This window comes from Celeribacter sp. SCSIO 80838 (assembly GCF_056498065.1).
On the sequence record NZ_JAZKMA010000001.1, the window covers coordinates 1,015,070 to 1,035,922 of the forward strand.

Sequence of the window (20,853 nt, forward strand, 5' to 3'; positions counted from 1 at the left end):
GCACCCGTATAGCTTGCCTGATCCGACATTGAAACTCTTCTCTATATTGGGGGGCGTCGGCAGTGCCGTCAAACGGGACATCGTGAAACATTTGCAGCGATCGGCGCTTTTTTGCTCTTAATTTGAGCCGTAAAATGCCATCGTCACCCGAAGCCACGGCTTGCCCCCCTGCGGTCGAACTGGGCGGCAGCCTGTCCGGAGCGGCCAGACCTCTGACCGGCGCAAGACGATGAGACGATGAGACGGCGCGCGGGATTTGTCCGCTCAAAGCCGAATTGAAAAGGACCAAGCTGTGTTCAGACACGTGTTCCGCCGCAGGCCCCAGAAGACGGACCTGCCTCTCCCGCAGCGCTTCGAAGGGGGGCCGCCAGCCCCCGAAACGGCGCTGGCCATTGTCGGGGATCTGCACGGTGAACTGGTCTGTCTGGACAAGATGATCGACCGGCTCTGCGCGCGTGCGCCGCGTGCGCGCTGGGTCTTCGTCGGCGATTTCATCGACCGGGGAGATCACAGCGCCGGGGTGCTCGACCGTCTCAGGGCGCTCGAAGCGGACCGTCCCGACACCGTGTTCCTCCTCGGCAACCACGAAGAGATGATGCTGGCCTTCCTGCGGGAGCCGGAACAGGCCGGAAATCGCTGGATGCGCCATGGCGGGTTGCAGACCATGGCGAGCTTCGGGGCTTTCCAGCTCGGGGTGCAGAATGCGCCCGAGGCGCTGCGCCGCGCGCGGGACCGGCTGCTGGAGGTCATGCCCGAGGGCCTGCACGACTGGCTCGCCGCGCGCCCGCGGTGGTTCGGGAGCGGCAATGTCGCCGTGGTCCATGCCGGGGCCGATCCCGCGACGCCGATTGCGGCGCAAACCGAACAGGCGCTGACCTGGGGGCACAAGGCCTTCGGCCAACACGCCCGCGACGACGGTCTGTGGGTCGTGCACGGCCATACCATCGTCGATCTGCCGCAGGAAAAAAACGGCGTCATTTCCATCGACACCGGCGCCTATGCCACCGGACGCCTCACCGCGGCGATCATCGAAAACGGGCAGATGGAGTTCATCCAGGCCAGAACCCGGTAAACCCCACGAGGCGGTCGTGCCTCATCGGCGCATCGCCGTGCCGACCTGAAAACCCTCGCTGAACGCCATGGCGAGCCGTGCGAAGACATCTTGTTGCCTTGGGCCGGAAGGGGGCGCGAGCGCTGGCGCGGGAACCTGACGTTTCGTGGCGAGAGCCAGAGAGATGAGGCCCGCGCCGACATAGAACAGCCCGATCACGAGGGCGGCGAATTGCGCACCGTGCAGGGTGGACAGCACGAGCCAGGCCGAGGTGGTCAGAAAACCGGCCCCGACCAGAAGCAGGAGCATTCCGGCAGAGACCCAGGCCACACGACGTGCGCCCCGGGCCACTTTTGTTTGAACGGCGTTCAGCATGAGGGGCCTCAGCGACGCGCGGTCAGAAGGCCGACGAGAAAGCCGACGCCTGCGGCAATGCCGACGGAGGTCGCCGGATTGTCGCGCACCGCCTGTTCCGCTCCGGCATAGGCGTCACGCGCCTGTTGACGGGCTTGGTGGGCGGTCTCCGCGCCTTTCTGTTTCGCAGCCTCATATGTGTCTTCTGCGGTGGCGCCGAGGTGTTCCTTTTGGGCGCGGGCATAGTCCGCAAACGTGCTGGTCAGCGCAGCCACATCGGCTTTCAGCGTTTCGATCTGGGCCGAAAGATCGGCGGATGTCTGTTCGACGGCACCATTGGTTTGAGCGCGAGTCATAATCAGTCTCCTTTTCATTTCCATGTTGTCGACCCAACGCGCAGGCCGGTCAGAATGTTCCGGAAAACCTGTTTGGAACCAATCCGCGAAAGCCTGCGTTGACTCCCCAGACCGCGTCAGAGGACGCACCAAACAATCGCAACTTAGGAGGCTCCCATGCTTGGCTGGGCACTTACTTTTCTGATCGTCGCGATTGTCGCCGGGGTTTTTGGCTTCGGTGGCATCGCCAGCGCATCCGCCGGGATCGCGCAAATCCTGTTCTTCATCTTCATCGTCCTGTTCCTTCTGGCGATGGTCGCACGGGCGGTGCGGGGCAAGCCGCCGGTTTGATCCGGCGCCCCCTGCCTCCCCTCGCCGAACATCACATTTGAAAGGAACGCATCATGGCAGATATTCTCGAAACCACCCCCGAAGCGACCACCGTCAAAACCGGCGTCAAATCGCCCAAGACCGTTGCGGAGGGTCTCGCGCAGGTTTTGACAGACACTTACACGCTGCTTCTCAAGACCCATATCTATCACTGGAACGTCGAAGGCCCGTTGTTCTACAGCATTCACACGCTGACCGAAGAGCAATACGGCGCGCTGTTCGAGGCGACCGATGAGTTGGCCGAACGCATCCGCGCGCTTGGGCAATTGGCGCCGATGTCGGTGAGCGATGTGCTTTGTGGTGCGAAGCTCAAAGACGCGCCGAAATCGCCGAGCGCGCATGAGATGGTGGCCGATCTGGCGTCCGACCACGAACATCTCGCAGCCCAGATGCACAGGCTGATCAAGCTTGCAGAAGAGCACGATGACGATGTGACCGCCGATCTGGCGACCGCGCGCGCGGCGTTCCATGAGAAAGCGGCCTGGATGCTTCGGGCGATTGCGAAATCGTGACTCTCTGAGCCTCGAACATAAAACGCCCCGCCGGATTTCGGCGGGGCGTTTTCCTATGCCGAACGGATCGGTGTCGCTTAGGATACCAGGGTTTCCGTGCTCGAAAAGAACATCGCCTGGGATACAGCAGAGCGGACTTGGTCCTCGCTGTAGGGCTTTGTGATGACGAAAGCAGGTTCCGGGCGTTCGCCGGTCAAAAGCCGCTCGGGGAAGGCGGTGATGAAGATCACCGGAATGTCGGCGGCGCTCTTGAGAATGTCGTTCACCGCGTCGATGCCCGAGGAGCCGTCGGCGAGTTGAATGTCCGAGAGGATCAGATCGGGCCGGGTCTCGGCGGCGAGTTTCACCGCTTCGCTGGCGATACTGGCCACGCCGGTGATCTGGTGGCCCATGTCGGCGACGATGCCCTGAAGATCGAGTGCGATGATGGCCTCATCTTCGATCACCATGACACGCCCCTGAATGCTTTCGGACATTTCGGTTTCGGCGACACTCAACAGGTGTTCGACCTCATCGACATCGGTGCCCATGATCTCGGCCACCTCATCGAGGGTGAATTCCTCGATCGTGTGAAGCAACAGCGCCTCGCGGGTGTTGGGCGTCAGGCGGCGCAAGTGGGCCTGAGCGCGTTTGGCGAGCCCGGTCTCGTCCTCGCCCGTCGGCGCACCGGCACTCGACCAGATCAGGTGAAATGCATGGAACAAAGCCACTTTCGGGCTTTCGATCTGATCGAACACCGAACGATCGCTCAGCAGCGCCTCGAGCGTGGTCGCGGCATATTTGTCCCCGGTCTGTTGGTCTCCGGTCAGCGCGCGTGCGTAGCGGCGCAGATAGGGCAGAAGGCTGGCCACAATGAGGGACAGTTTCTTCTCTGTCGGAGCTGTCGACATAAATTTCGTCCTTTTTCGATTTTCTCGGAACCGAACGCAGGCGAAACGCGTTTGGTTCCACAAAGGGTGTTAAAATTTTTCGGGATACCATGTTCAGGGGATCTCGAGACGGGAATGACAATGGCGCAACACAAATCAAAACACGAGCTCGACGAGCAAATCGAGGCCAATCTGAAACGGGTCTATCAAAAGACTCTGGAGGAAGAGATACCGGACCGGTTTCTGGATCTGCTTGAGAAACTCAAGGAACAGGATGCCCAGAATGACCAGTGAGGACAGTCCGACCCAGAGCGGCCGTGAAAACGGCCTCGCACTCGATCCTCGCGAAGAGATCGTCACCCATCTGCCCGCAATGCGCGCCTTTGCCCTCAGCCTCACCCGGAACCTGTCGCAGGCGGACGATCTGGTGCAGGATGCGGTGATCAAGGCATGGAAGAACATAGATTCTTTTCAGGTTGGCACCAATATGCGCGCCTGGCTCTTCACCATCCTGCGCAACACGTTTTATTCCGACCGTCGCAAGAGTAAACGCGAGGTGCAGGACACGGATGGCGTCTTCGCGGCCACACTTGCGAAGAAACCGGACCATGACGGGCGCCTCGCCATGGCCGATTTCGAAGCCGCCTTCGTGCAGCTCAAAGCCGAGCAACGCGAGGCTCTCATGCTGGTCGGCGCGATGGGGTTTTCCTATGAGGAGGCCGCCGAGACCTGTGACGTGGCGGTCGGTACGATCAAGAGCCGCGTTAATCGCGCACGTCAAAGGCTTACGGAATTGATGGAGCTGGAAGAGGGCGATACGCTTGAGTTGACCGATCAGGAGACCCTGGCCGTGATGAGTTCCGCTGTGCCGAGCCGGGGGACTGCTGCGTGAAGCTGAAAGACTGGCGTCGCTCTGTCGACGGGTTGGGATTGCGCATTGCGACGCTGTTGTCGATTGCGCTTTTCCCGATCGGACTGATCGCCGTCTCGATCACGCATCAGTTTTCCGAGGCGGCGGACGAACGCGCCCAGAGCAATTTGCTTGCGCTCACGGCACAGGCCGCAGCGGGCGAAGAGGCGCTGATCCGTGCCGGGTTTGGCGCAACGGATGCGCTCGCGGCGGTGATACCGTCGATTAAAGCGGACACGTCGGCCTGTAACCGGATTTTCGTGGATTTCATAACCGATAACGAGGCGTTTTCCTTTGCCGGCTATGTTGGGGCGGATGGCATCCTGAAATGCGGTTCAAGTGCGGTTGGCTATAATTTCAAAGGCCGCGAAGTCTATCAGGGCATGACGCAGCATCCCGGTCCGCGCAGTGATCTGATTTTCAATGCGCCGATCAGCAAGACGTCGGTCATCGTCCTGTCCGCACCGGTCTATCACAATGAGGCCTACGACGGCTATGTGACCGTCTCTCTGCCACATAACGAAACCCGCATGAAGGTCGAGAACCAGCCGCTCGACCGACCGGTGGATCTCATCACTTTCAACAATGAGGGCGAAATTCTGAGCGCGGCCGGTGGGTTGCAGGGTGTGGTCGGGGAATTGCCTGCCAAGCGCCCACTGGTCGGACTGGTCGGGCAGTATCGCTTTTCCTTCACCGGGCAGACCAACGACGGCGAGGAACGTGTCTTCGCCGTGGTGCCGATCCTGCGCGATCAGGTCTATGCCATCGGCAGTTGGCCACGGGAGCGGCTTTCGGTTGCGCCGGGCCTGTCGATTGCCTCGCCGATGTTCTTTCCGATTGCCATGTGGCTGACCAGTCTCGGTGTGGCCTATTTCGCGGTGCACCGGCTGGTGATCAAGCCGATCCGTCGCCTGAGCCGTGACATGCGCGATTTCGCTGTGTCGCGACGCCACGATCAGCGCTCGCGCGATCCGGGGTTGCCGCGTGAGTTGCGCGAGATTGATCGCGTCTGGCACGATCTGGCGGAAACCGTGATCCGCGACGAGGCGGAACTCGAAGATACGATCCATGACAAATCCGTCCTGCTCAAGGAGGTGCATCACCGGGTCAAGAACAACCTGCAACTGATCGCCTCCATCGTGAACATGAAGGTGCGCAAGGCGAAAACCCCCGAGGCACGGTTTGCCCTCAAGGAGGTGCAGGGCCGTGTGATGAGCATCGCGACTGTGCACCGCAGCCTCTACGAGACTACGACAGAAGGCCGGGTGCGGGCCGACGAGTTGCTGCGCAGCACGATCGGCAAGCTGGTCAGCGCGAGCGTTGCCAATGAGGCGCATCTGAAAAGCACGGAGGAGTATGATCCGGTCGTGCTCTATCCCGATCAGGCGGTGCCTTTGTCCCTTCTGGCCACTGAGGCCACGACCAATGCGCTGAAATACATCGGTCGCCCGGAGGGGGAGATGCCCAGGATTGAGGTGCGCCTGAAGACCTTTGAGCCCGGCACGGCGCGTTTGACTGTGACCAACACCAAGGGCACGCCGCTTTTGCCACCCGAACAGGTGAACGGCACGGGGCTTGGCACCAATTTGATCAAGGCCTTTGCCCAACAATTGGGGGGCAAGCTGGAGGTTGAGGAAGGCGATGCTCTCTTCAGCGTTGCGGTGGATTTCCCGATCGCCTCCTTTGACGAGACCCAGACGGACAGCGAGATCGACGAGATCGACTGAGGATTGGCTCCTGAGCCCTGAACGGGGTGCATCAGGACGTGTGCCGTGTTTCGGGTCCCAATCCCCGGAACACGGCCAACCCCCAGACCAGAAGCGGGATGGCCACAAAACCGCCGACCGGCCCCCAAAGCCAGAGCCAGAAGCACAGCGACAGGAACACCAGGAGCGGGTTGACCTGCATATGTCGTCCGACCAGTGTCGGCGTGACGAACTGGCCTTCGAGGGTATTCAGCGCAATGAATGTCAGCGGCGGAAGGAAGGATGCCGCGCCGTCAAAGGCCATGATGCCCGCGATGAGCAGGGATACGGCGACCATCGCCGGGCCGATGTAGAGGATGAAATTCATCAGGGCCGCCACGACGCCCCAGAGCAGAGCGCCGGGCAGTCCCATGGCCGCAAGCCCCCCGGCAACAATCGCGCCGAAGCCGGTGTTGATCAGCGTGATGGTCAGGAAATAGCGCGACACCCGCGCGTCCGCATCGCGCAGGCAGGTGACGGATGGTCCTGCGGGATGGAGTTTCGAGAGGCCCTCGTAAACTTCGTCTCGCGACAGCAGGATGAAGAACAATGCCCCGGCAAAGAGCAGGATCTGGGCAAGCAGAGAGGGGGCGGCAAAGAGCGCGTCCCCGAGCGAGGGCAGGGCCACGGATTGCGACCCGTCCGAGCCGGAGGTGTCGGGAGAGATCGTGTCCTGCACCTCCTTGGTCACGTCGCTGATGCCGCGAAACACTTGGCGCAGGTGGCTGAGACCTTCTCTCAGCTCGTATTTGATGCTCGGGATTTGCGCATAGGCCTGTTCGATCACGGGTTCGGCCAGAAAGATCAGCGCTGCCAGAAGCGCCAGCACAGAGGCGAAGCTCATCAGTGCGCCCATCGCAGGCGGCACACCGAGGCGCTTCCAGAAGGCGGAGACCGGCGAGAGCACCACGGCACAGACGAAGGCCAGTACGAAAGGCGCAACCAGCGCCTGCGCCAGATCGAGCGCCGCGATTACGGCAATGAGCGTCAAGATGATCAAGGCCCAATGCCCTTGCGCGTTTCGCGTCATATTTTTGTCTCCATTTTGCAGAACAACGCAAAGGGCGGGGGGCGGGTTCCGGAGAACAGTCGATCACAGCTTGATTGCGGCCTGCCGAGATCATAACTTCAACGCAGACCGTCAGGCTCCCATTGCGCTGGGCCGACGCTAGGATGGTGCTGTTTCATATGTCTTTTCTCGAACCCGAGATTTTCCCCTTTCTGATCTCTGCCGGGCTTGTCCTGTTTCTTCTGGTCCTCGAACTTCTGTTGCTGACAACCGGCCTGTCGAGCGGGGGGCCCGAGGCGGAGCTGGGCGAGATGCCGGATCTTGATGTGGACCTCGTCGGGATGAGTGCGCCGGAGCTTGCGGTTGAATTGGACGTGCCGGTCGATCTGGCCGCCGAGATCGAAATCGGGTTGGCTGCGGCAGAGCTTCCCGAAGTGCCCGGTGAGGTCGCCTCGGTCCCGTCTTCCGGTGGGCTTCCCGATTTCCTCGGACTGCGCAAGCAACCCCTGACCATCTGGCTGGCGATTTTCCTCGCGCTCTTTGCCGGGGCGGGGCTTGCGCTGCAATCCGGGGTGATGGCCGTGTTCGGCCAGATGTTGCCCCGCCTCGTCGCCGTGCCGCTGGCGCTCATCCCCGCGCTTGGGCTCACCCGGACCCTTTCAGGCGCTCTGGCACGTTTGATCCCGCGCGATGAAACCGCCGCGATTTCCGAGCGCAGCCTCGGGCGCCGACGCGGCACCGTCACCGTCGGCACCGCCCGGCGCGGCAGCCCGGCGCAGGTGCGGATCACCGACGGTTACGGCAACACTCATTATGCCATGCTGGAGCCGCTCTCCGACAAGGACGAAATCCCGCAAGGGGCGGAAGTGCTCGTACTGCGGCCGCGCGGTGGAGAGTTGCGCCTCGTTCAGCTCGGGTGACACATCCTCAGACTTATGACCTACCACACTCTTGAAACAGGATATTCCAGATGAATCTCATTCTTGGCGTTGCCATGCCATTTCTGCTCATCATCGTCGCGTTCCTCGTCGTGGCGCTGGCCTTCGCGCGCATGTACAAACGCTCCACCCGCGAGGTCAGCCTCGTCAAAACCGGTACAGGCGGGCGCAAGGTGATCATCGACGGCGGCACTCTGGTGGTGCCGGTGTTGCATGAGGTCACCCGCATCAACATGCGGACCACCCGGCTCGAGGTGCGCCGCGACGGCAATTCCGCGCTGATCACCAAGGACCGGATGCGGGTCGATGTCGGCGTGGAATTCTACGTCACGGTGCAGGCGACCGAAGAGGGCATCGCGCGCGCCGCCCAGACGCTGGGCGACCGGACCTTCGACGAACGTGCGCTGCGCGAGATGGTCGAGGGCAAGCTGGTCGACGGTCTGCGTGCCGTTGCCGCCAAGATGGATCTCGACGATCTGCATGAAAACCGGGCGAATTTTGTCCAGCAGGTGCAGCAGACGGTCACTGAAGACCTGCGCAAGAACGGTCTCGAACTCGAATCCGTGTCGCTGACCGCGCTCGATCAGACGCCGCTTGGCGGGCTCGACGAGAACAACGTGTTCAACGCCGAAGGTCTCAAGAATCAGGCTGAGCGTATCGCCGACAGCCGCAAACAGCGTGCGGCCATCGAGGCGGAGGCGGAGGTTGCCGTGGCACGCTCGCGTCAGGAGGCGGAGGTGAAACGCTACGAGGTGGAGCGCGAACAGGAAGAAGCGCGCGTGGCTCAGCGTGTGAAGATGGAAGAACTCTCGGCGCGCGAAGCCTCCGAGAAAGCGCGCAAACACGAAGAGGCCGCGACAGCCGCCGAACAGGCGCGGATTGCGCGCGAGAAATCCATCGAGATCGCAGAGCAGGAACGTCGCAAGGCGATCGAGATTGCCGAACAGGAGCGTCAGATCGCGGTGGCCGAGAAATCGGAGGCCGAAAGCCAGGCGCGTGCGCGCGCCGATTTGGCGAAGGCCGAGGCGATCAAGGCGACCGAATCCATCGAGACGGAGCGCCGTGTGGCGGAAGGGGAGCGTCAGAAACGCCTGACCATCCTTGCCGCGGAAGAAGAGGCGGAGAGAAACGCGACTTCGATCCGGGTGGCGGCCAAAGCCGAGCGCGAAGCGGCAGACGACCGGGCGGCGGCAATGCGCGAACTGGCGCAGGCGGAAGCCGACAAGGTGACGATCCGCGCCGAGGCCGAAAAGGCCGAACAGCTCGCCCAGGCCGACGGGATGCGCGCCCAGAAACTCGCCGAAGCCGAAGGGACGCGGGCGCTGGCCGAGGCGGAAAACGGCTTGTCGGCGGCGATCATCGACTTCCGTCTCGCCAAGGCGCGGCTTGAAGCCATGCCGCAGATCGTCGCCGAAATGGTCAAGCCGGCCGAGAAAATCGGCGGGATCACCATTCACAAGGTCGATGGTTTGAATGGCGGTGGCGGCTCAGGCGTTGAGGCTCCGAAATCCGGCGGTGACGGTTTGGTCAATCAGGCCTTTGATGAGATGCGCAAAATGGCGTTTCAGCTTCCGGCGCTCGATGCAATTGGCAAGCAGGTTGGTCTGAACATGGAGAAGGGCATGAGCCAGATGGTGGCGGATGTTCTGGATGTGAAAGAGGCCGTGACACCCGCACCGAAAGTTCCCGAGACACCGGCCGAGTCTGAGGCATAAGCCGGGACAGGGCAAAACCGTGGACGGTCGCGAGGGGAGCCCCGTCGCGACCGTTTCCATTGTGCCAAGGCGATGGACAGTGCGCCATGCGCCGCGTTAAGCACATCGCATGGCATTCACACTCAAACAACTTCGCTATTTCATTGCCGTGGCCGAAACCGGCACTGTGTCTGGCGCGGCTCAGGCATTGGCGATTTCGCAGTCAGCCGTCACCGAAGCGATCCGAGAGCTTGAGACGGACCTCGGCGTGCCGCTCTTTACGCGCCATCCGCGTGGGCTCGATATCACCCATAAGGGACATCAGTTTCTGCGGCATGCGACGGGCATTCTGGCGGGTGTCTCGGATGCACGTCACGCCTTGACGCAGGAAAGCGAGGCGTTGACCGGGACGCTGCATGTCGGGGTGACCTCGCTTGTGGCGGGCTATGTGCTGTCCGATATTCTCGCGCGGTTTCGTCGCGCCAATCCGCAGGTCGAGGTGACGGCGCTCGAAGATACCGGCGACTATCTCGAACACCTTCTGGTGGGGGGCGAGCTGGATGTGGCGGTGATGGTGACCACCAATATGCGCGACCGCATGGCGCTTCAGACCGAGATCATCGACACCTCGCCCTATCAGCTCTGGTTGCCGAACGGGCATGAACTGACCACACGACCGTCGGTGTCGATCGAGGATCTGACGGACGAACCGATGATCATGCTCCGGATCGATGAGATCGAGGAGGCGACGCGCAAGCTTCTGTCGGCTTTCGGGGCACGCCCGCGCGTGGCGTTTCGCACCCGGTCGGTGGAGGCGGTGCGATCGCTTGTGGCGACGGGGGCGGGAATCGCGCTTTTGCCGGAGATGGTCTATCGCCGCTGGTCGCTCGAAGGCGACCGGATCGTGTCCCGCGATGTCTCCGGAAGCTTACCGGTTGTGCAGGTTGGAATCGTCTGGCGCAAAGGCGCGCCGCTGACGCGCGTGACGCGTGAATTTATTCTGGCGGCGCAAGCCCATAAAAACACGAAGTAAAATCACGGTATCAATATTTCCGATACCCAAAACCTGAGAATTGAATTTGTGAAACCGAAAAGAGTTTCACAGGTTTGTGCGCAAGGGAGACCAACCTCCCATTGCAACAGGGAAAGCCATGATGAAACAGATTTTCAAGGCCTGCGTGTCGGGCCTCGCGCTCACCGCGGCCACCGCCGTTCCGCTTCACGCCGCCGATATGATGACCGAACTTGGAGCGGGCGAAGGCACCGTCTCCATTGTCGCCTGGCCGGGCTATATCGAGCGCGGCGAAACCGATCCGGCCTTTGACTGGGTGACCAAATTCGAAGAGGCCACCAGCTGTAAGGTCGAGATCAAGACCGCGAACACCTCCGACGAGATGGTCGCGCTGATGAACGAAGGCGGGTTCGACCTTGTGACCGCCTCCGGCGACGCCTCGCTGCGCCTCATCGCGGGCGGGCGTGTGCAGCCGGTCAACACCGATCTGATCCCGAGCTGGTCGCGGGTCGATGACCGTCTGAAAGATGCGCCCTGGCACACCGTCAAAGGCACGCATTACGGCACGCCCTTCATGTGGGGGCCGAACGTGTTGATGTACAACACCGAAGCCTTCCCCGAAGCGCCGACCAGCTGGAATGTCGTTTTCGAAGAGATGACGCTCGCCGATGGCGCAAGCAACAAGGGCCGGGTGCAGGCCTATGACGGGCCGATCTATGTCGCCGACGCCGCGATGTACCTGATGGCGCATCAGCCGGAGCTGGGCATCACCAGCCCCTATGAACTCAATGAGGATCAATACGCCGCAGCGCTCGATCTTCTGCGGACCCAACGCACGCTCGTGTCGCGCTACTGGCATGACGCCTTCATCCAGATCGACGACTTCAAAAACGAAGGCATGGTCGCCTCGTCGTCCTGGCCCTTCATGGTCAACCTTTTGAAAGCCGACGGGGTGCCGGTCGCCTCCGTGATCCCGGAAGAGGGCGCGACGGGCTGGGCCGATACGCTCATGCTGCATGCCGATGCAGCACATCCGAACTGTGCCTATCAGTTCATGGAGCATTCGCTGAACTCGAACCTGCAATCCGACCTTTCCGTCTGGTTCGGCGCCGTGCCGTCCGTGCCGGAGGCCTGCGCCGACGGTTCGGGTATGCAGACCGCCGAGGGCTGTTCCGAGAACGGTCTCGACGATTTCGACAAGATCCGCTTCTGGCAAACTCCTGTGTCGAGCTGTGAAAGCCAGGGCAGCTGTGTGCCTTATTACCGCTGGGTCTCCGACTACATCGGTGTGATTGGCGGCCGCTGATTTCGCCAAAACCGCCCGGATCGTCAAAGGTCCGGGCGCCCTCCCTGAAAGACCAAAGATGACTGATGCAGTAACCTTCCGGGGCGTGTCGCGCCATTTCGGAATTGTGAAAGCCGTGGATGAGGTGGATCTCTCGATCCGGGACGGCGAGTTTTTTGCCATGCTCGGGCCGTCGGGGTCCGGCAAGACCACCTGCCTGCGCCTGATTGCAGGCTTCGAACAACCGACCGCGGGCCATATCGAGATTTTCGGCGAACGTGCCGAAGGTGTGCCGCCTTACCTGCGCAACGTGAACACCGTGTTCCAGAACTACGCGCTCTTCCCGCATATGAATGTGCGCGACAACGTGGCCTTCGGGCTTCGGGTCAAGGGTGTCGGCAAGGCCGAACGTCACCGCGCCGCGGAAGAGGCGCTGGAGCTTGTCGAGCTGGGCGGCTACGGCAATCGTCGTGCAGGCGAGCTTTCGGGCGGGCAGCGTCAACGTGTGGCTCTGGCCCGTGCTTTGGTCAACAAACCGCGCGTCGTTTTGCTCGACGAACCTCTGGGCGCGCTCGATCTCAAGCTGCGCGAACAGATGCAGGAAGAACTTCGGAAATTGCAGCGCGCGCTGGGCCTGACCTTTGTTTTCGTCACCCACGATCAGGACGAGGCCCTGTCGATGGCCGACCGTGTGGCGGTGTTTGCCGATGGCAAAATCCAACAGGTCGGCACCGCCGAGGACATCTACCGCCGCCCGAACACGCGCTTCGTGGCGGATTTCGTCGGCTCGTCGAACGTCCTTCCCGCCGATCTGGTGGGCGCGGGCGCGTCGGGACAATGGGCCTCTTTGCGCCCCGAAGATGTTGTGCTCGACGCTGCGGGCCGTGAGGCAACCGTGACCGGGCGCTATTTCCATGGGCGTGTGACGAAGCTCTCGCTCGATCTGGCGGGGCAAAGCCTCACCGCGTTGATCCCGGCGCGCGAGGATGCGCCCGAAATCGGTGAGACAACCAAGATTTCTTGGGACCCGGCCCGCGTGCATGTGATGGGGCAGGGCGCATGAGCGATCTCTCCTCAAATGCGGCCATTTTTGCCCCGCGTTCCGGCCCGCTGGCGCGCACGGTCGACTGGATCATTCGCCATCCGCGGATGTTCACCTTCCTCATGGTGTTGCCGATCACGCTTTGGTTGGGCATCGTCTATATCGGGGCATTAATCGCGCTTCTGATCCAGAGCTTTTTCTCCATCGACGAGTTCTCCGGCGTCGTTGTGCATGAGGTTACGCTCAAGACCTATGGCGAGCTTTTGCGGCCCTATAACCTCGACATCATCCTGCGTACGGTCGGCATGGCCGCCGCCGTTACTGTGGCCGCCGCCGTCGTCGCCTTTCCCATCGCCTATTTCGCGGCGCGTTACGCGAAGGGGAAATGGAAGGCGCTGTTCTATATCGGCGTGATGCTGCCCCTGTGGTCGAGCTATCTCGTCAAGGTCTACGCGTGGAAACTGGTGCTCGCGAAAGAGGGCATTCTGAACTGGGTCTTTGCCAAGCTGCATCTGACGTGGCTTTTGGACGGGCTCCTGTCGATCCCGGTGATTGGCGGCAATTCCCTGTCGGTGAGCTACATCGGCACCTTCCTCGTGTTTCTCTATATCTGGCTGCCGTATATGATCATCCCGGTGCAGGCCTCGCTGGAACGTGTCTCCAAAGACCTCACAGAGGCCGCCGCCGATCTGGGCGCGACGCCTAAGCAAAGCTTTCGCATGGTGTTGTTTCCGTTGGCGCTCCCGGGTGTTGTGGCGGGTTCCATCTTCACCTTTTCCCTGACGCTCGGCGATTACATCGTGCCGCAGATCGTCGGTAACTCGCGCCTTTTCATCGGGCAGGCGGTCTATACCCAACAGGGCACCGCCGGGAACATCCCGCTCGCCGCGGCCTTCACCGTGGTGCCGATCGTGATCATGGGGATTTACCTCTGGGGCGCGCGCAAAATGGGGGCTTTCGATGCACTCTGACACCCGTTCCCCTCTGGGCCTGAAAATTGCCGCCTTCGGAGGCTTGTTCTTCCTCCTCGCGCCGATTGCGCTCATCTTCCTCTATGCCTTTTCGACCGAGGAAAAGAGCTTTCAATGGCCACCGCCCGGCTTCACGACCAAATGGATCGGCGTCACTTTAGGGCGCGCGGATGTGTGGCAGGCCATGGGGCTTTCCGTCAAAGTCGCCGCGATCTCGACCGTTCTGGCGCTTCTCCTCGGCACTCTGACTGCCGCGGCCGTGGCCCGGTCCAAATTCTTCGGACGAGAGACCATTTCGCTTCTGGTGATCCTGCCCATCGCTTTGCCGGGGATCATCACCGGGATTTCACTGCGGTCCGCGTTCTCGCTTCTGGACATCCCGTTCAGCACTTGGACCATCGTTTTGGGGCATGCGACCTTTTGTATCGTGATCGTCTACAACAACGCGGTGGCCCGGTTCCGGCGCACGTCCGGGGCGTTGATTGATGCCTCTATGGATTTGGGCGCGGATGGGCTTCAGACCTTCCGCCTCGTGATCCTGCCCAATATCGCAACCGCCTTGCTGGCGGGGGGGATGCTGGCCTTTGCCCTCAGCTTCGATGAGGTCATCGTCACCACATTCACCGCCGGCAACCAGACCACCTTGCCGATCTGGATGCTCGAAGAGCTCGTCCGCCCGCGTCAACGCCCCGTGACCAATGTGGTTGCCATGGCAGTCGTGATCGTGACGGTCCTTCCGATCCTCGCGGCCTATTACCTGACCAAAGACGGCGAACACACCGCCGGTTCCGAGAAATAAGAACAGGGAGACACCCCCATGACGACCCTCATGAGCACGCAAATGCTGATCGGCGCGAAACTCGTTTCCGGCACCGAGACCGAGGAAAACATCCTCAACCCGCGCACGGGTGAGATCATCACGACCCTGCCCGAGGCCTCTCTGGCGCAGGTCGAGGAGGCGGTTTCGTCCGCCGAGAAAGCCTTTGAAAGCTGGTCCCGCACCACGCCCGCCGAGCGTTCCGGCTACCTTCTCAAAATCGCCGACAAGATCGAGGCGGAGGCGGAAAACCTCGCCGCCCTCGAAGCACTCAACTGCGGCAAACCCGGTCCTCTGGCCCTGGGCGACGAGCTGCCCGCGATCATCGACTGTTTCCGGTTTTTCGCAGGGGCCGTGCGCTGCATGACCGGGCCTGTGGCTGGCGAATATCTTGCGGGTCATACCTCGATGATCCGCCGCGATCCCATCGGGATCGTCGCCTCCATCGCGCCGTGGAACTATCCGCTGATGATGATGGCGTGGAAAATCGCGCCCGCCATCGGCGTGGGCAACACGGTTGTGTTCAAGCCCTCCGAGCAGACCCCGTTGACAGCCCTCGCCATGGCGAAAATCTTTGCCGAGGTCCTGCCGGAAGGTGTGGTGAACATCATTCTCGGGCGTGGTGAGACGGTCGGTTCCGCTCTGATCAACCACCCGAAAGTGGCGATGATCTCGCTCACCGGCGACATCGCGACCGGGCGCAAAATTCTCGAAGCCGCGAACAAGACGATCAAGCGCACCCATCTCGAACTGGGCGGCAAAGCACCGGTCATCGTGTTCAACGATGCCGATCTGGAGGCCACGGTGGCGGGGCTTCGGGCGTTCAGCTTCTACAACGCCGGTCAGGACTGTACCGCCGCGTGCCGCGTTTATGTTCAAGGCGAGGTTTACGACAAATTCGTCGCCGATCTGACGGCGACGGTCGCCGACATTCCCTTTGGCAATGAGGATGACAGCCTCAACGAGATCGGTCCGCTGATTTCTCTGCGGCAACGGGATCGTGTGGCGAGTTTCGTGACGCGGGCGCGTGAGGCCAATCATATCGAGATCACCACCGGCGGCGAGATCCCCGATGGACCGGGGTACTACTACAAACCGACCGTCGTTGCTGGTGCGCTTCAGACCGACGAAATCGTTCGGCGCGAGGTGTTTGGTCCGGTGGTGTCCGTCACCCGGTTCGACGAGCCGGAAGAGGCGATCAAATGGGCGAATGACAGCGATTACGGCCTCGCCTCCTCGGTCTGGACCAAGGATGTTTCGAAAGGCATGCAGGTGGCCGCCAAGCTGCAATATGGCTGCACATGGGTGAACACGCATTTCATGCTCACCAATGAAATGCCGCACGGGGGCATGAAGCAATCGGGCTATGGCAAGGACATGTCCTCTTATGCGCTCGAAGACTATTCCGTCGTGCGCCATGTGATGATCGCGCATTAACGGCACTTGCACAGCAGAAATACGGACGGGCGGTGTCAGGCATCGCCCGTTTTTTTCTGTTTGTGTGACACCCGGCGATGGCGCGCTAAATTTTTGAGACAGAATGACGCGATCTCTGCGTATAAAGGCGATGTCGTCTCACGTTACGTCAACCAAAAAGGACTTTCCTATGTCTCTTCCCCTGCGGGCGCTTCGCATTTCCGCCGCCATGTTCTGTTTCGCCGCGCCGTTTGCGGCCTATGCGCAGGGCGCACCCGAGGGGGCGGGGCAGGTGACGGAAGTGGGTGTCATGGCGCTGACGGAGACCGATGTGCCGTTTACGACGACCTTGCCGGGGCGCGCCGTGGCGAAGGAGCAGACAGAGATCCGTCCGCGCGTTGAGGGCGTGATCGAAGAGATCGTGTATACCGCCGGGCGGCGCGTGAATGAGGGGGATGTGCTGTTCCGGCTCGATGCGGAAACCTATGAGGCGGCGTTTGCCTCCGCCGAGGCCGCACGCGACAGTGCCGAGGCCACATTGACCACCGCGCAGGCGGCCTATGATCGCTATGCCAAGCTCGAAGGCGTCGGTGCCTCCACCTCCGATCTGGAAAGCGCGCGGGCGACTTTGGCACAAGCGAAGGCCAGCGTGAAAAGCGCCGAAGCGGATTTGCAACAGGCCCAGCTCGATCTCGATCGGGTCGAGATCAAAAGCCCGATTGCCGGTATCCCGGATGTGCCGGAATTCTCCGTCGGCTCGCTTGTCACGGCCAATCAAAGCGATGCTCTGACCACCGTGACGCGGCTCGATCCGATCTATGTCGACGTCACCGAAAGCTCGGCACGGCGGATGCGCATCCGAGAACAATTCGAGGAGGGCACATTGTCTCCCGGCAAGGAACTGGATGTGACGCTGACGCTTGAGAATGGCGAGGTTTACGACGGAAAAGGTACGATGGTCAGCCCGGGTGTGACGGTTTCGACCACAACAGGTTCCATCGACATGCGGTTCGAATTCGACAACCCAGATCGCATGATCCTGCCCGGCCAGTTCCTTCGTGTAGATGTCACGCTGGGCACCTCGAAGGCCATTCTGGTGCCACAGCGTGCGACGACGCGGCAATCGGATGGAACCCTGACGGCTTTCGTGGCCCAAGACGGCACGGCGCATCGGGTGACGCTGAGTTACAGCGGGACCTCCGACAACGCCTGGATTGTCACCGACGGGGTGTCGGTCGGCGATGAGATCATCCTCGACGGCCTCACTAACCTCGCCGATGGCGCGTCGATCACCACCGTTCCGGTGACGATCAACGCAGCCGGTGTGGTCGAGGATGCCACCACGACGTCCGAGGCCGACTAAGCCATGGTTCGTTTCTTCATCCACCGCCCCGTTTTCGCCTGGGTTCTGGCCATTGTGACCATGCTTGCGGGCCTCTTCGCCTATACCCAGCTGTCCGTGTCGCAATATCCCGACATCGCGCCCACAACCGTTCGTATCTCCGCGAGCTATTCCGGGGCCACCGCCGATGCGGTCGAGAACTCCGTGACCTCCGTGCTGGAAGATGCCCTGACTGGCATCGACGGCGTGCTCTACATGCAGAGTTCGTCGAGCGAGGGTTCCTCCTCGATCTCGCTCACATTCGATGAGAGCGTCGATCCGATTGATGCGCAAAACGAGGTCCAATCGAAAATCTCGCAGGTCGAAAGTCAGCTTCCCGACGCGGTTCAGGACTCTGGCGTGACCGTTTCGCGGTCGTCGTCTTCGATCCTGATGGTTGGTGCGATTGTCTCCACCGATGGCAGCTATTCCACAATTGAGTTGGGCGACATTCTCGACAATCAGGTCTCGGGTCCTGTGCAGCGCACCGATGGTGTGGGCGGGATCAACAGCTTCGGTTCCGGCTATGCGATGCGCATCTGGCTCGATCCGCTCAAGCTTGCGCAATATAACCTGACGCCTGCCGATGTGACGGATGCTGTGACGGCACAGAACACCACGGTGTCCGTTGGTTCGTTGGGCGAATTGCCCGTGGTCGAGGGCCAGCAGTTCACCGCGACCATCACCGCGCAGAGCCAGCTTACCTCCGTCGAGGAGTTTGAAAACATTCTTTTGACCACCGAAGAAGACGGGAGCACCGTCGTTTTGGGCGATGTCGCGGACATCGAGATCGGTCAGGAGGATTACGGCTCAGATGCGCGGTTCAACGGCGCGAATGCCGCGGGGTTCGGGGTCAACCTCGCCACGGGGGCGAACGCGGTCGATACGGCCAATGCCGTGCGCGAAACGCTCTCCGATCTGGAGGCCTCTTTGCCCGCGGGTGTGGAAATCCAATACGCTTATGACACCTCGCCCTTTGTCGAGTTGTCGATCGAAAAGGTCTATCATACGCTGATCGAGGCCATCGTGTTGGTGTTTCTCGTGATCCTCGTGTTCTTGCAAAAATGGCGGGCGACGATCATTCCGATCATCGCTGTGCCTGTGGTTCTGGCCGGGACATTCGCCGTGCTCGCCGCACTTGGATATTCGATCAACACGCTCACCATGTTCGCCATGGTGCTGGCCATCGGGCTTTTGGTCGATGACGCCATCGTCGTTGTGGAAAACGTCGAGCGCACCATTGAGGACGAGGGCCTTGCGCCGATGCCTGCAACCGAGAAAAGCATGGGGCAGATCACCGGCGCGCTCGTCGGTATCGCGCTTGTGCTCTCTGCCGTGTTCCTGCCTATGGCGTTTTTCGGTGGCTCGACCGGCGTGATTTACCGGCAGTTCTCGGTGACGATCATCACCGCCATGGTGCTGTCGGCGGCGGTCGCTCTGATCCTGACGCCGGCGCTTTGCGCCACCATCCTCAAGCCCGCGAAACATGGCGAAGGCATCGCCCCCGCGCGGTGGTTCAACCGCAATTTCGACCGGGCGAACGGCGGCTATACCTCTGCCGTGGCGCGCATTCTCAAACGGCCTTTCCTCATGATCCTTGTCCTCGCGGGCTTCCTCGCGGGCGCATGGGGCGTCTACACCCGTCTGCCGTCGTCGTTTTTACCACAGGAAGATCAGGGCGTGTTGATGGTCATGGTCAACCTTTCCGAAGGCTCGACCACGCCGCAGACAGAACAGGTTGTGACGCAGGTCGAGGACTATCTTTTGAACGACGAAAGCGCGGCCGTGGACAGTACCTTTGCGACGCTGGGCTTCGGCTTTAGCGGCACGGGGCAGAACACCGCGATGCTGTTCGTGAAGCTCAAGGATTTCGACGAGCGCGAAGGCGACGACCTTTCGGCCTCTGCCGTGGCGCAGCGGGCGACGATGCATTTCGCGGGGCTGCGCGCCGGGCAGGTGATGTTCATGCAGCCGCCCGCCATTCCGGGCCTCGGCAATACCTCCGGCTTCTCCATGGAGCTGGTGGATTACGGCAACACCGGGCGCGATGCATTGATCGCTGCGGCTGAAGAGCTTGAGACACTGGCCAATCAGGACGGGCGTCTGCAAAATATCGACGTTTCCGGCGTCGACAGCGAAGCGGTTCTCAAACTGATCATCGACCAGCAAAAGGCCGAAAGTTTCGGCGTGTCGGTGAGCGAGGTGAACTCCATCCTCTCGACCATCTTCGCGGGCTCGTCGGTCAACGATTTCGATCTGAACGGATCGCTGCGCCCGGTGATCGTCATGGCCGATGCCGCCTACCGGATGCAGCCCGAAGACATCGAGGACTGGTATGCCCGCAATACCGACGGCGATATGGTCTCGTTTGCGTCCTTCGTGACGACAGAATGGGTCTCCGTGTCGCCGACGCTGTCGCGCATGGATGCGATCGATTCCATCGAGATCTCCGGCTCCCCCGCCGATGGCACCAGTTCGGGCGAGGCGATGGATGCGATCCAGGCCCTCGCGGAAGGGTTGGACGGCGGTTATGGCGTGGCGTGGACGGGGCTGTCCTACCAAGAGCAGCAATCCGGCAACCAAGCGCCCTACCTCTACGCGCTCTCCGTGCTGGTCGTGTTCCTCTGTCTCGCGGCGCTTTATGAAAGCTGGTCGATCCCGTTCTCGGTGATGCTCTCCGTGCCGGTCGGTGTCTTTGGGGCGCTTCTGTTTGCATGGCTGTTCGATCAGTCGAACGACGTGTACTTCAAGGTCGGTATCCTCACCACCATCGGTCTTGCGGCGAAAAACGCGATCCTGATCGTCGAATTCGCGCGTGGGCTGGAGCAGAAGGGTATGAAAGCGGTCGAAGCCGCAGTCGAGGCCGCCAAGCTGCGCCTGCGTCCGATCCTGATGACCTCTCTGGCCTTCATGCTCGGGGTGCTGCCGCTGGCCAAGGCCTCGGGGGCCGGGGCATCGGCGCAGAATGCCATCGGTTTCGGTGTTCTGGGCGGGATGTCGGCGGCGACGTTCATCGGGATTTTCATGGTGCCGTCTTTCTACGTCATCGTGCGCAAACTGACGGATCGGAACGCCTGATCAAGGCCTTTCCAAACAATAAAGGGCACCGGCTTTCCGGTGCC

At 61.4% G+C, this 20,853-nt stretch carries 20 protein-coding genes; 16 read left to right on the plus strand and 4 right to left on the minus strand.

The features are described from left to right. Positions 1–292: 292 nt before the first annotated feature. Entirely contained in the window at positions 293–1,072 is a 780-nt protein-coding gene (locus tag V1475_RS04940) for a metallophosphoesterase (protein WP_479411858.1), read from the plus strand. Between the two features lie 21 nt (positions 1,073–1,093). Here V1475_RS04940 and V1475_RS04945 read toward each other — a convergent pair whose 3' ends face one another. Continuing rightward, positions 1,094–1,426 carry a phage holin family protein gene (locus tag V1475_RS04945; protein WP_479411859.1) on the minus strand — a complete coding sequence of 111 codons (333 nt, stop codon included), beginning with the start codon at positions 1,424–1,426 and terminating at the stop codon, positions 1,094–1,096. 8 nt (positions 1,427–1,434) lie between these two features. Then, on the minus strand, positions 1,435–1,761 hold the full coding sequence (locus tag V1475_RS04950; protein WP_479411860.1) for an ElaB/YgaM/YqjD family protein: 327 nt from the start codon (positions 1,759–1,761) through the stop codon (positions 1,435–1,437). A gap of 156 nt (positions 1,762–1,917) precedes the next feature. On the opposite strand from V1475_RS04950, the gene V1475_RS04955 reads away from it, so the two are divergent. Next, positions 1,918–2,091 carry a DUF1328 domain-containing protein gene (locus V1475_RS04955; RefSeq protein ID WP_226550082.1) on the plus strand — a complete coding sequence of 58 codons (174 nt, stop codon included), beginning with the start codon at positions 1,918–1,920 and terminating at the stop codon, positions 2,089–2,091. A gap of 53 nt (positions 2,092–2,144) precedes the next feature. Beyond that, positions 2,145–2,642, plus strand: coding sequence for a Dps family protein (locus V1475_RS04960; RefSeq protein ID WP_479411861.1), 498 nt, complete (start codon positions 2,145–2,147; stop codon positions 2,640–2,642). 77 nt (positions 2,643–2,719) lie between these two features. On the opposite strand, the gene V1475_RS04965 is transcribed toward V1475_RS04960, so the two are convergent. Beyond that, a complete protein-coding gene (locus V1475_RS04965) occupies positions 2,720–3,532 on the minus strand; it encodes a response regulator (protein WP_434289619.1) in 813 nt (270 codons plus the stop codon). A 120-nt stretch (positions 3,533–3,652) separates the two neighbouring features. Between V1475_RS04965 and V1475_RS04970 the strand changes: the two genes are divergently transcribed. Genes V1475_RS04970 through V1475_RS04980 form a run of 3 tightly spaced genes read left to right on the plus strand, consistent with a single transcriptional unit; the run spans position 3,653 to position 6,148 of the window. Continuing rightward, entirely contained in the window at positions 3,653–3,805 is a 153-nt protein-coding gene (locus V1475_RS04970) for a NepR family anti-sigma factor (RefSeq protein WP_434289617.1), read from the plus strand. Then, the gene (locus tag V1475_RS04975; protein ID WP_479411862.1) at positions 3,795–4,403 is read left to right on the plus strand and encodes an RNA polymerase sigma factor; all 609 of its coding nucleotides are present in this window, start codon (positions 3,795–3,797) and stop codon (positions 4,401–4,403) included. Before V1475_RS04970 ends, V1475_RS04975 begins: the two co-directional genes overlap by 11 nt. Continuing rightward, positions 4,400–6,148, plus strand: a complete 1,749-nt coding sequence (locus tag V1475_RS04980; RefSeq protein ID WP_479411863.1) for a sensor histidine kinase — start codon at positions 4,400–4,402, stop codon at positions 6,146–6,148. The genes V1475_RS04975 and V1475_RS04980 overlap by 4 nt, the downstream gene beginning before the upstream one ends. 31 nt (positions 6,149–6,179) lie before the next feature. Here the strand turns inward: V1475_RS04980 and V1475_RS04985 are convergent, their stop codons facing one another. Next, positions 6,180–7,196, minus strand: coding sequence for an AI-2E family transporter (locus tag V1475_RS04985; RefSeq protein WP_434289611.1), 1,017 nt, complete (start codon positions 7,194–7,196; stop codon positions 6,180–6,182). A gap of 158 nt (positions 7,197–7,354) precedes the next feature. Here V1475_RS04985 and V1475_RS04990 point away from each other — a divergent pair, with 158 nt between their 5' ends. The 10 genes from V1475_RS04990 to V1475_RS05035 all read left to right on the plus strand — a co-directional run bounded on the left by V1475_RS04990 (position 7,355) and on the right by V1475_RS05035 (position 20,809). Continuing rightward, on the plus strand, positions 7,355–8,095 hold the full coding sequence (locus V1475_RS04990; RefSeq protein WP_479411864.1) for an OB-fold-containig protein: 741 nt from the start codon (positions 7,355–7,357) through the stop codon (positions 8,093–8,095). 50 nt (positions 8,096–8,145) lie between these two features. After that, positions 8,146–9,828 (plus strand): flotillin family protein, encoded by a 1,683-nt coding sequence (locus V1475_RS04995; protein ID WP_479411865.1) that lies wholly within the window; start codon positions 8,146–8,148, stop codon positions 9,826–9,828. A 109-nt stretch (positions 9,829–9,937) separates the two neighbouring features. After that, positions 9,938–10,840, plus strand: a complete 903-nt coding sequence (locus tag V1475_RS05000) for a LysR family transcriptional regulator (protein ID WP_434289606.1) — start codon at positions 9,938–9,940, stop codon at positions 10,838–10,840. Positions 10,841–10,958: 118 nt separating this feature from the next. Then, positions 10,959–12,125 (plus strand): ABC transporter substrate-binding protein, encoded by a 1,167-nt coding sequence (locus V1475_RS05005; RefSeq protein ID WP_479411866.1) that lies wholly within the window; start codon positions 10,959–10,961, stop codon positions 12,123–12,125. Between the two features lie 58 nt (positions 12,126–12,183). Further along, positions 12,184–13,167, plus strand: a complete 984-nt coding sequence (locus tag V1475_RS05010) for an ABC transporter ATP-binding protein (RefSeq protein WP_479411867.1) — start codon at positions 12,184–12,186, stop codon at positions 13,165–13,167. Further along, a complete protein-coding gene (locus V1475_RS05015) occupies positions 13,164–14,117 on the plus strand; it encodes an ABC transporter permease (protein ID WP_479411868.1) in 954 nt (317 codons plus the stop codon). The genes V1475_RS05010 and V1475_RS05015 overlap by 4 nt, the downstream gene beginning before the upstream one ends. Next, positions 14,107–14,916 carry an ABC transporter permease gene (locus V1475_RS05020; protein ID WP_066707647.1) on the plus strand — a complete coding sequence of 270 codons (810 nt, stop codon included), beginning with the start codon at positions 14,107–14,109 and terminating at the stop codon, positions 14,914–14,916. Before V1475_RS05015 ends, V1475_RS05020 begins: the two co-directional genes overlap by 11 nt. Positions 14,917–14,946: 30 nt before the next feature. Beyond that, entirely contained in the window at positions 14,947–16,371 is a 1,425-nt protein-coding gene (locus V1475_RS05025; RefSeq protein ID WP_479413954.1) for a gamma-aminobutyraldehyde dehydrogenase, read from the plus strand. Positions 16,372–16,540: 169 nt separating this feature from the next. Beyond that, entirely contained in the window at positions 16,541–17,713 is a 1,173-nt protein-coding gene (locus V1475_RS05030; RefSeq protein ID WP_479411869.1) for an efflux RND transporter periplasmic adaptor subunit, read from the plus strand. A 3-nt stretch (positions 17,714–17,716) separates the two neighbouring features. After that, complete coding sequence (locus V1475_RS05035) at positions 17,717–20,809, plus strand: efflux RND transporter permease subunit (RefSeq protein ID WP_479411870.1); 3,093 nt, start codon at positions 17,717–17,719, stop codon at positions 20,807–20,809. Positions 20,810–20,853 lie beyond the last annotated feature (44 nt).

Excerpts from the sequence above, each read along its gene's own strand:
- V1475_RS04945 (WP_479411859.1), bottom strand. The coding sequence starts at position 1,426 with ATGCTGAACGCCGTTCAAACAAAAGTGGCCCGGGGCGCACGTCGTGTG.
- V1475_RS04950 (WP_479411860.1), bottom strand. The coding sequence starts at position 1,761 with ATGACTCGCGCTCAAACCAATGGTGCCGTCGAACAGACATCCGCCGAT.
- V1475_RS04955 (WP_226550082.1), top strand. The coding sequence starts at position 1,918 with ATGCTTGGCTGGGCACTTACTTTTCTGATCGTCGCGATTGTCGCCGGG.
- V1475_RS04960 (WP_479411861.1), top strand. The coding sequence starts at position 2,145 with ATGGCAGATATTCTCGAAACCACCCCCGAAGCGACCACCGTCAAAACC.
- V1475_RS04965 (WP_434289619.1), bottom strand. The coding sequence starts at position 3,532 with ATGTCGACAGCTCCGACAGAGAAGAAACTGTCCCTCATTGTGGCCAGC.
- V1475_RS04970 (WP_434289617.1), top strand. The coding sequence starts at position 3,653 with ATGGCGCAACACAAATCAAAACACGAGCTCGACGAGCAAATCGAGGCC.
- V1475_RS04975 (WP_479411862.1), top strand. The coding sequence starts at position 3,795 with ATGACCAGTGAGGACAGTCCGACCCAGAGCGGCCGTGAAAACGGCCTC.
- V1475_RS04985 (WP_434289611.1), bottom strand. The coding sequence starts at position 7,196 with ATGACGCGAAACGCGCAAGGGCATTGGGCCTTGATCATCTTGACGCTC.
- V1475_RS04990 (WP_479411864.1), top strand. The coding sequence starts at position 7,355 with ATGTCTTTTCTCGAACCCGAGATTTTCCCCTTTCTGATCTCTGCCGGG.
- V1475_RS04995 (WP_479411865.1), top strand. The coding sequence starts at position 8,146 with ATGAATCTCATTCTTGGCGTTGCCATGCCATTTCTGCTCATCATCGTC.
- V1475_RS05000 (WP_434289606.1), top strand. The coding sequence starts at position 9,938 with ATGGCATTCACACTCAAACAACTTCGCTATTTCATTGCCGTGGCCGAA.
- V1475_RS05005 (WP_479411866.1), top strand. The coding sequence starts at position 10,959 with ATGATGAAACAGATTTTCAAGGCCTGCGTGTCGGGCCTCGCGCTCACC.
- V1475_RS05010 (WP_479411867.1), top strand. The coding sequence starts at position 12,184 with ATGACTGATGCAGTAACCTTCCGGGGCGTGTCGCGCCATTTCGGAATT.
- V1475_RS05015 (WP_479411868.1), top strand. The coding sequence starts at position 13,164 with ATGAGCGATCTCTCCTCAAATGCGGCCATTTTTGCCCCGCGTTCCGGC.
- V1475_RS05020 (WP_066707647.1), top strand. The coding sequence starts at position 14,107 with ATGCACTCTGACACCCGTTCCCCTCTGGGCCTGAAAATTGCCGCCTTC.
- V1475_RS05025 (WP_479413954.1), top strand. The coding sequence starts at position 14,947 with ATGAGCACGCAAATGCTGATCGGCGCGAAACTCGTTTCCGGCACCGAG.
- V1475_RS05030 (WP_479411869.1), top strand. The coding sequence starts at position 16,541 with ATGTCTCTTCCCCTGCGGGCGCTTCGCATTTCCGCCGCCATGTTCTGT.
- V1475_RS05035 (WP_479411870.1), top strand. The coding sequence starts at position 17,717 with ATGGTTCGTTTCTTCATCCACCGCCCCGTTTTCGCCTGGGTTCTGGCC.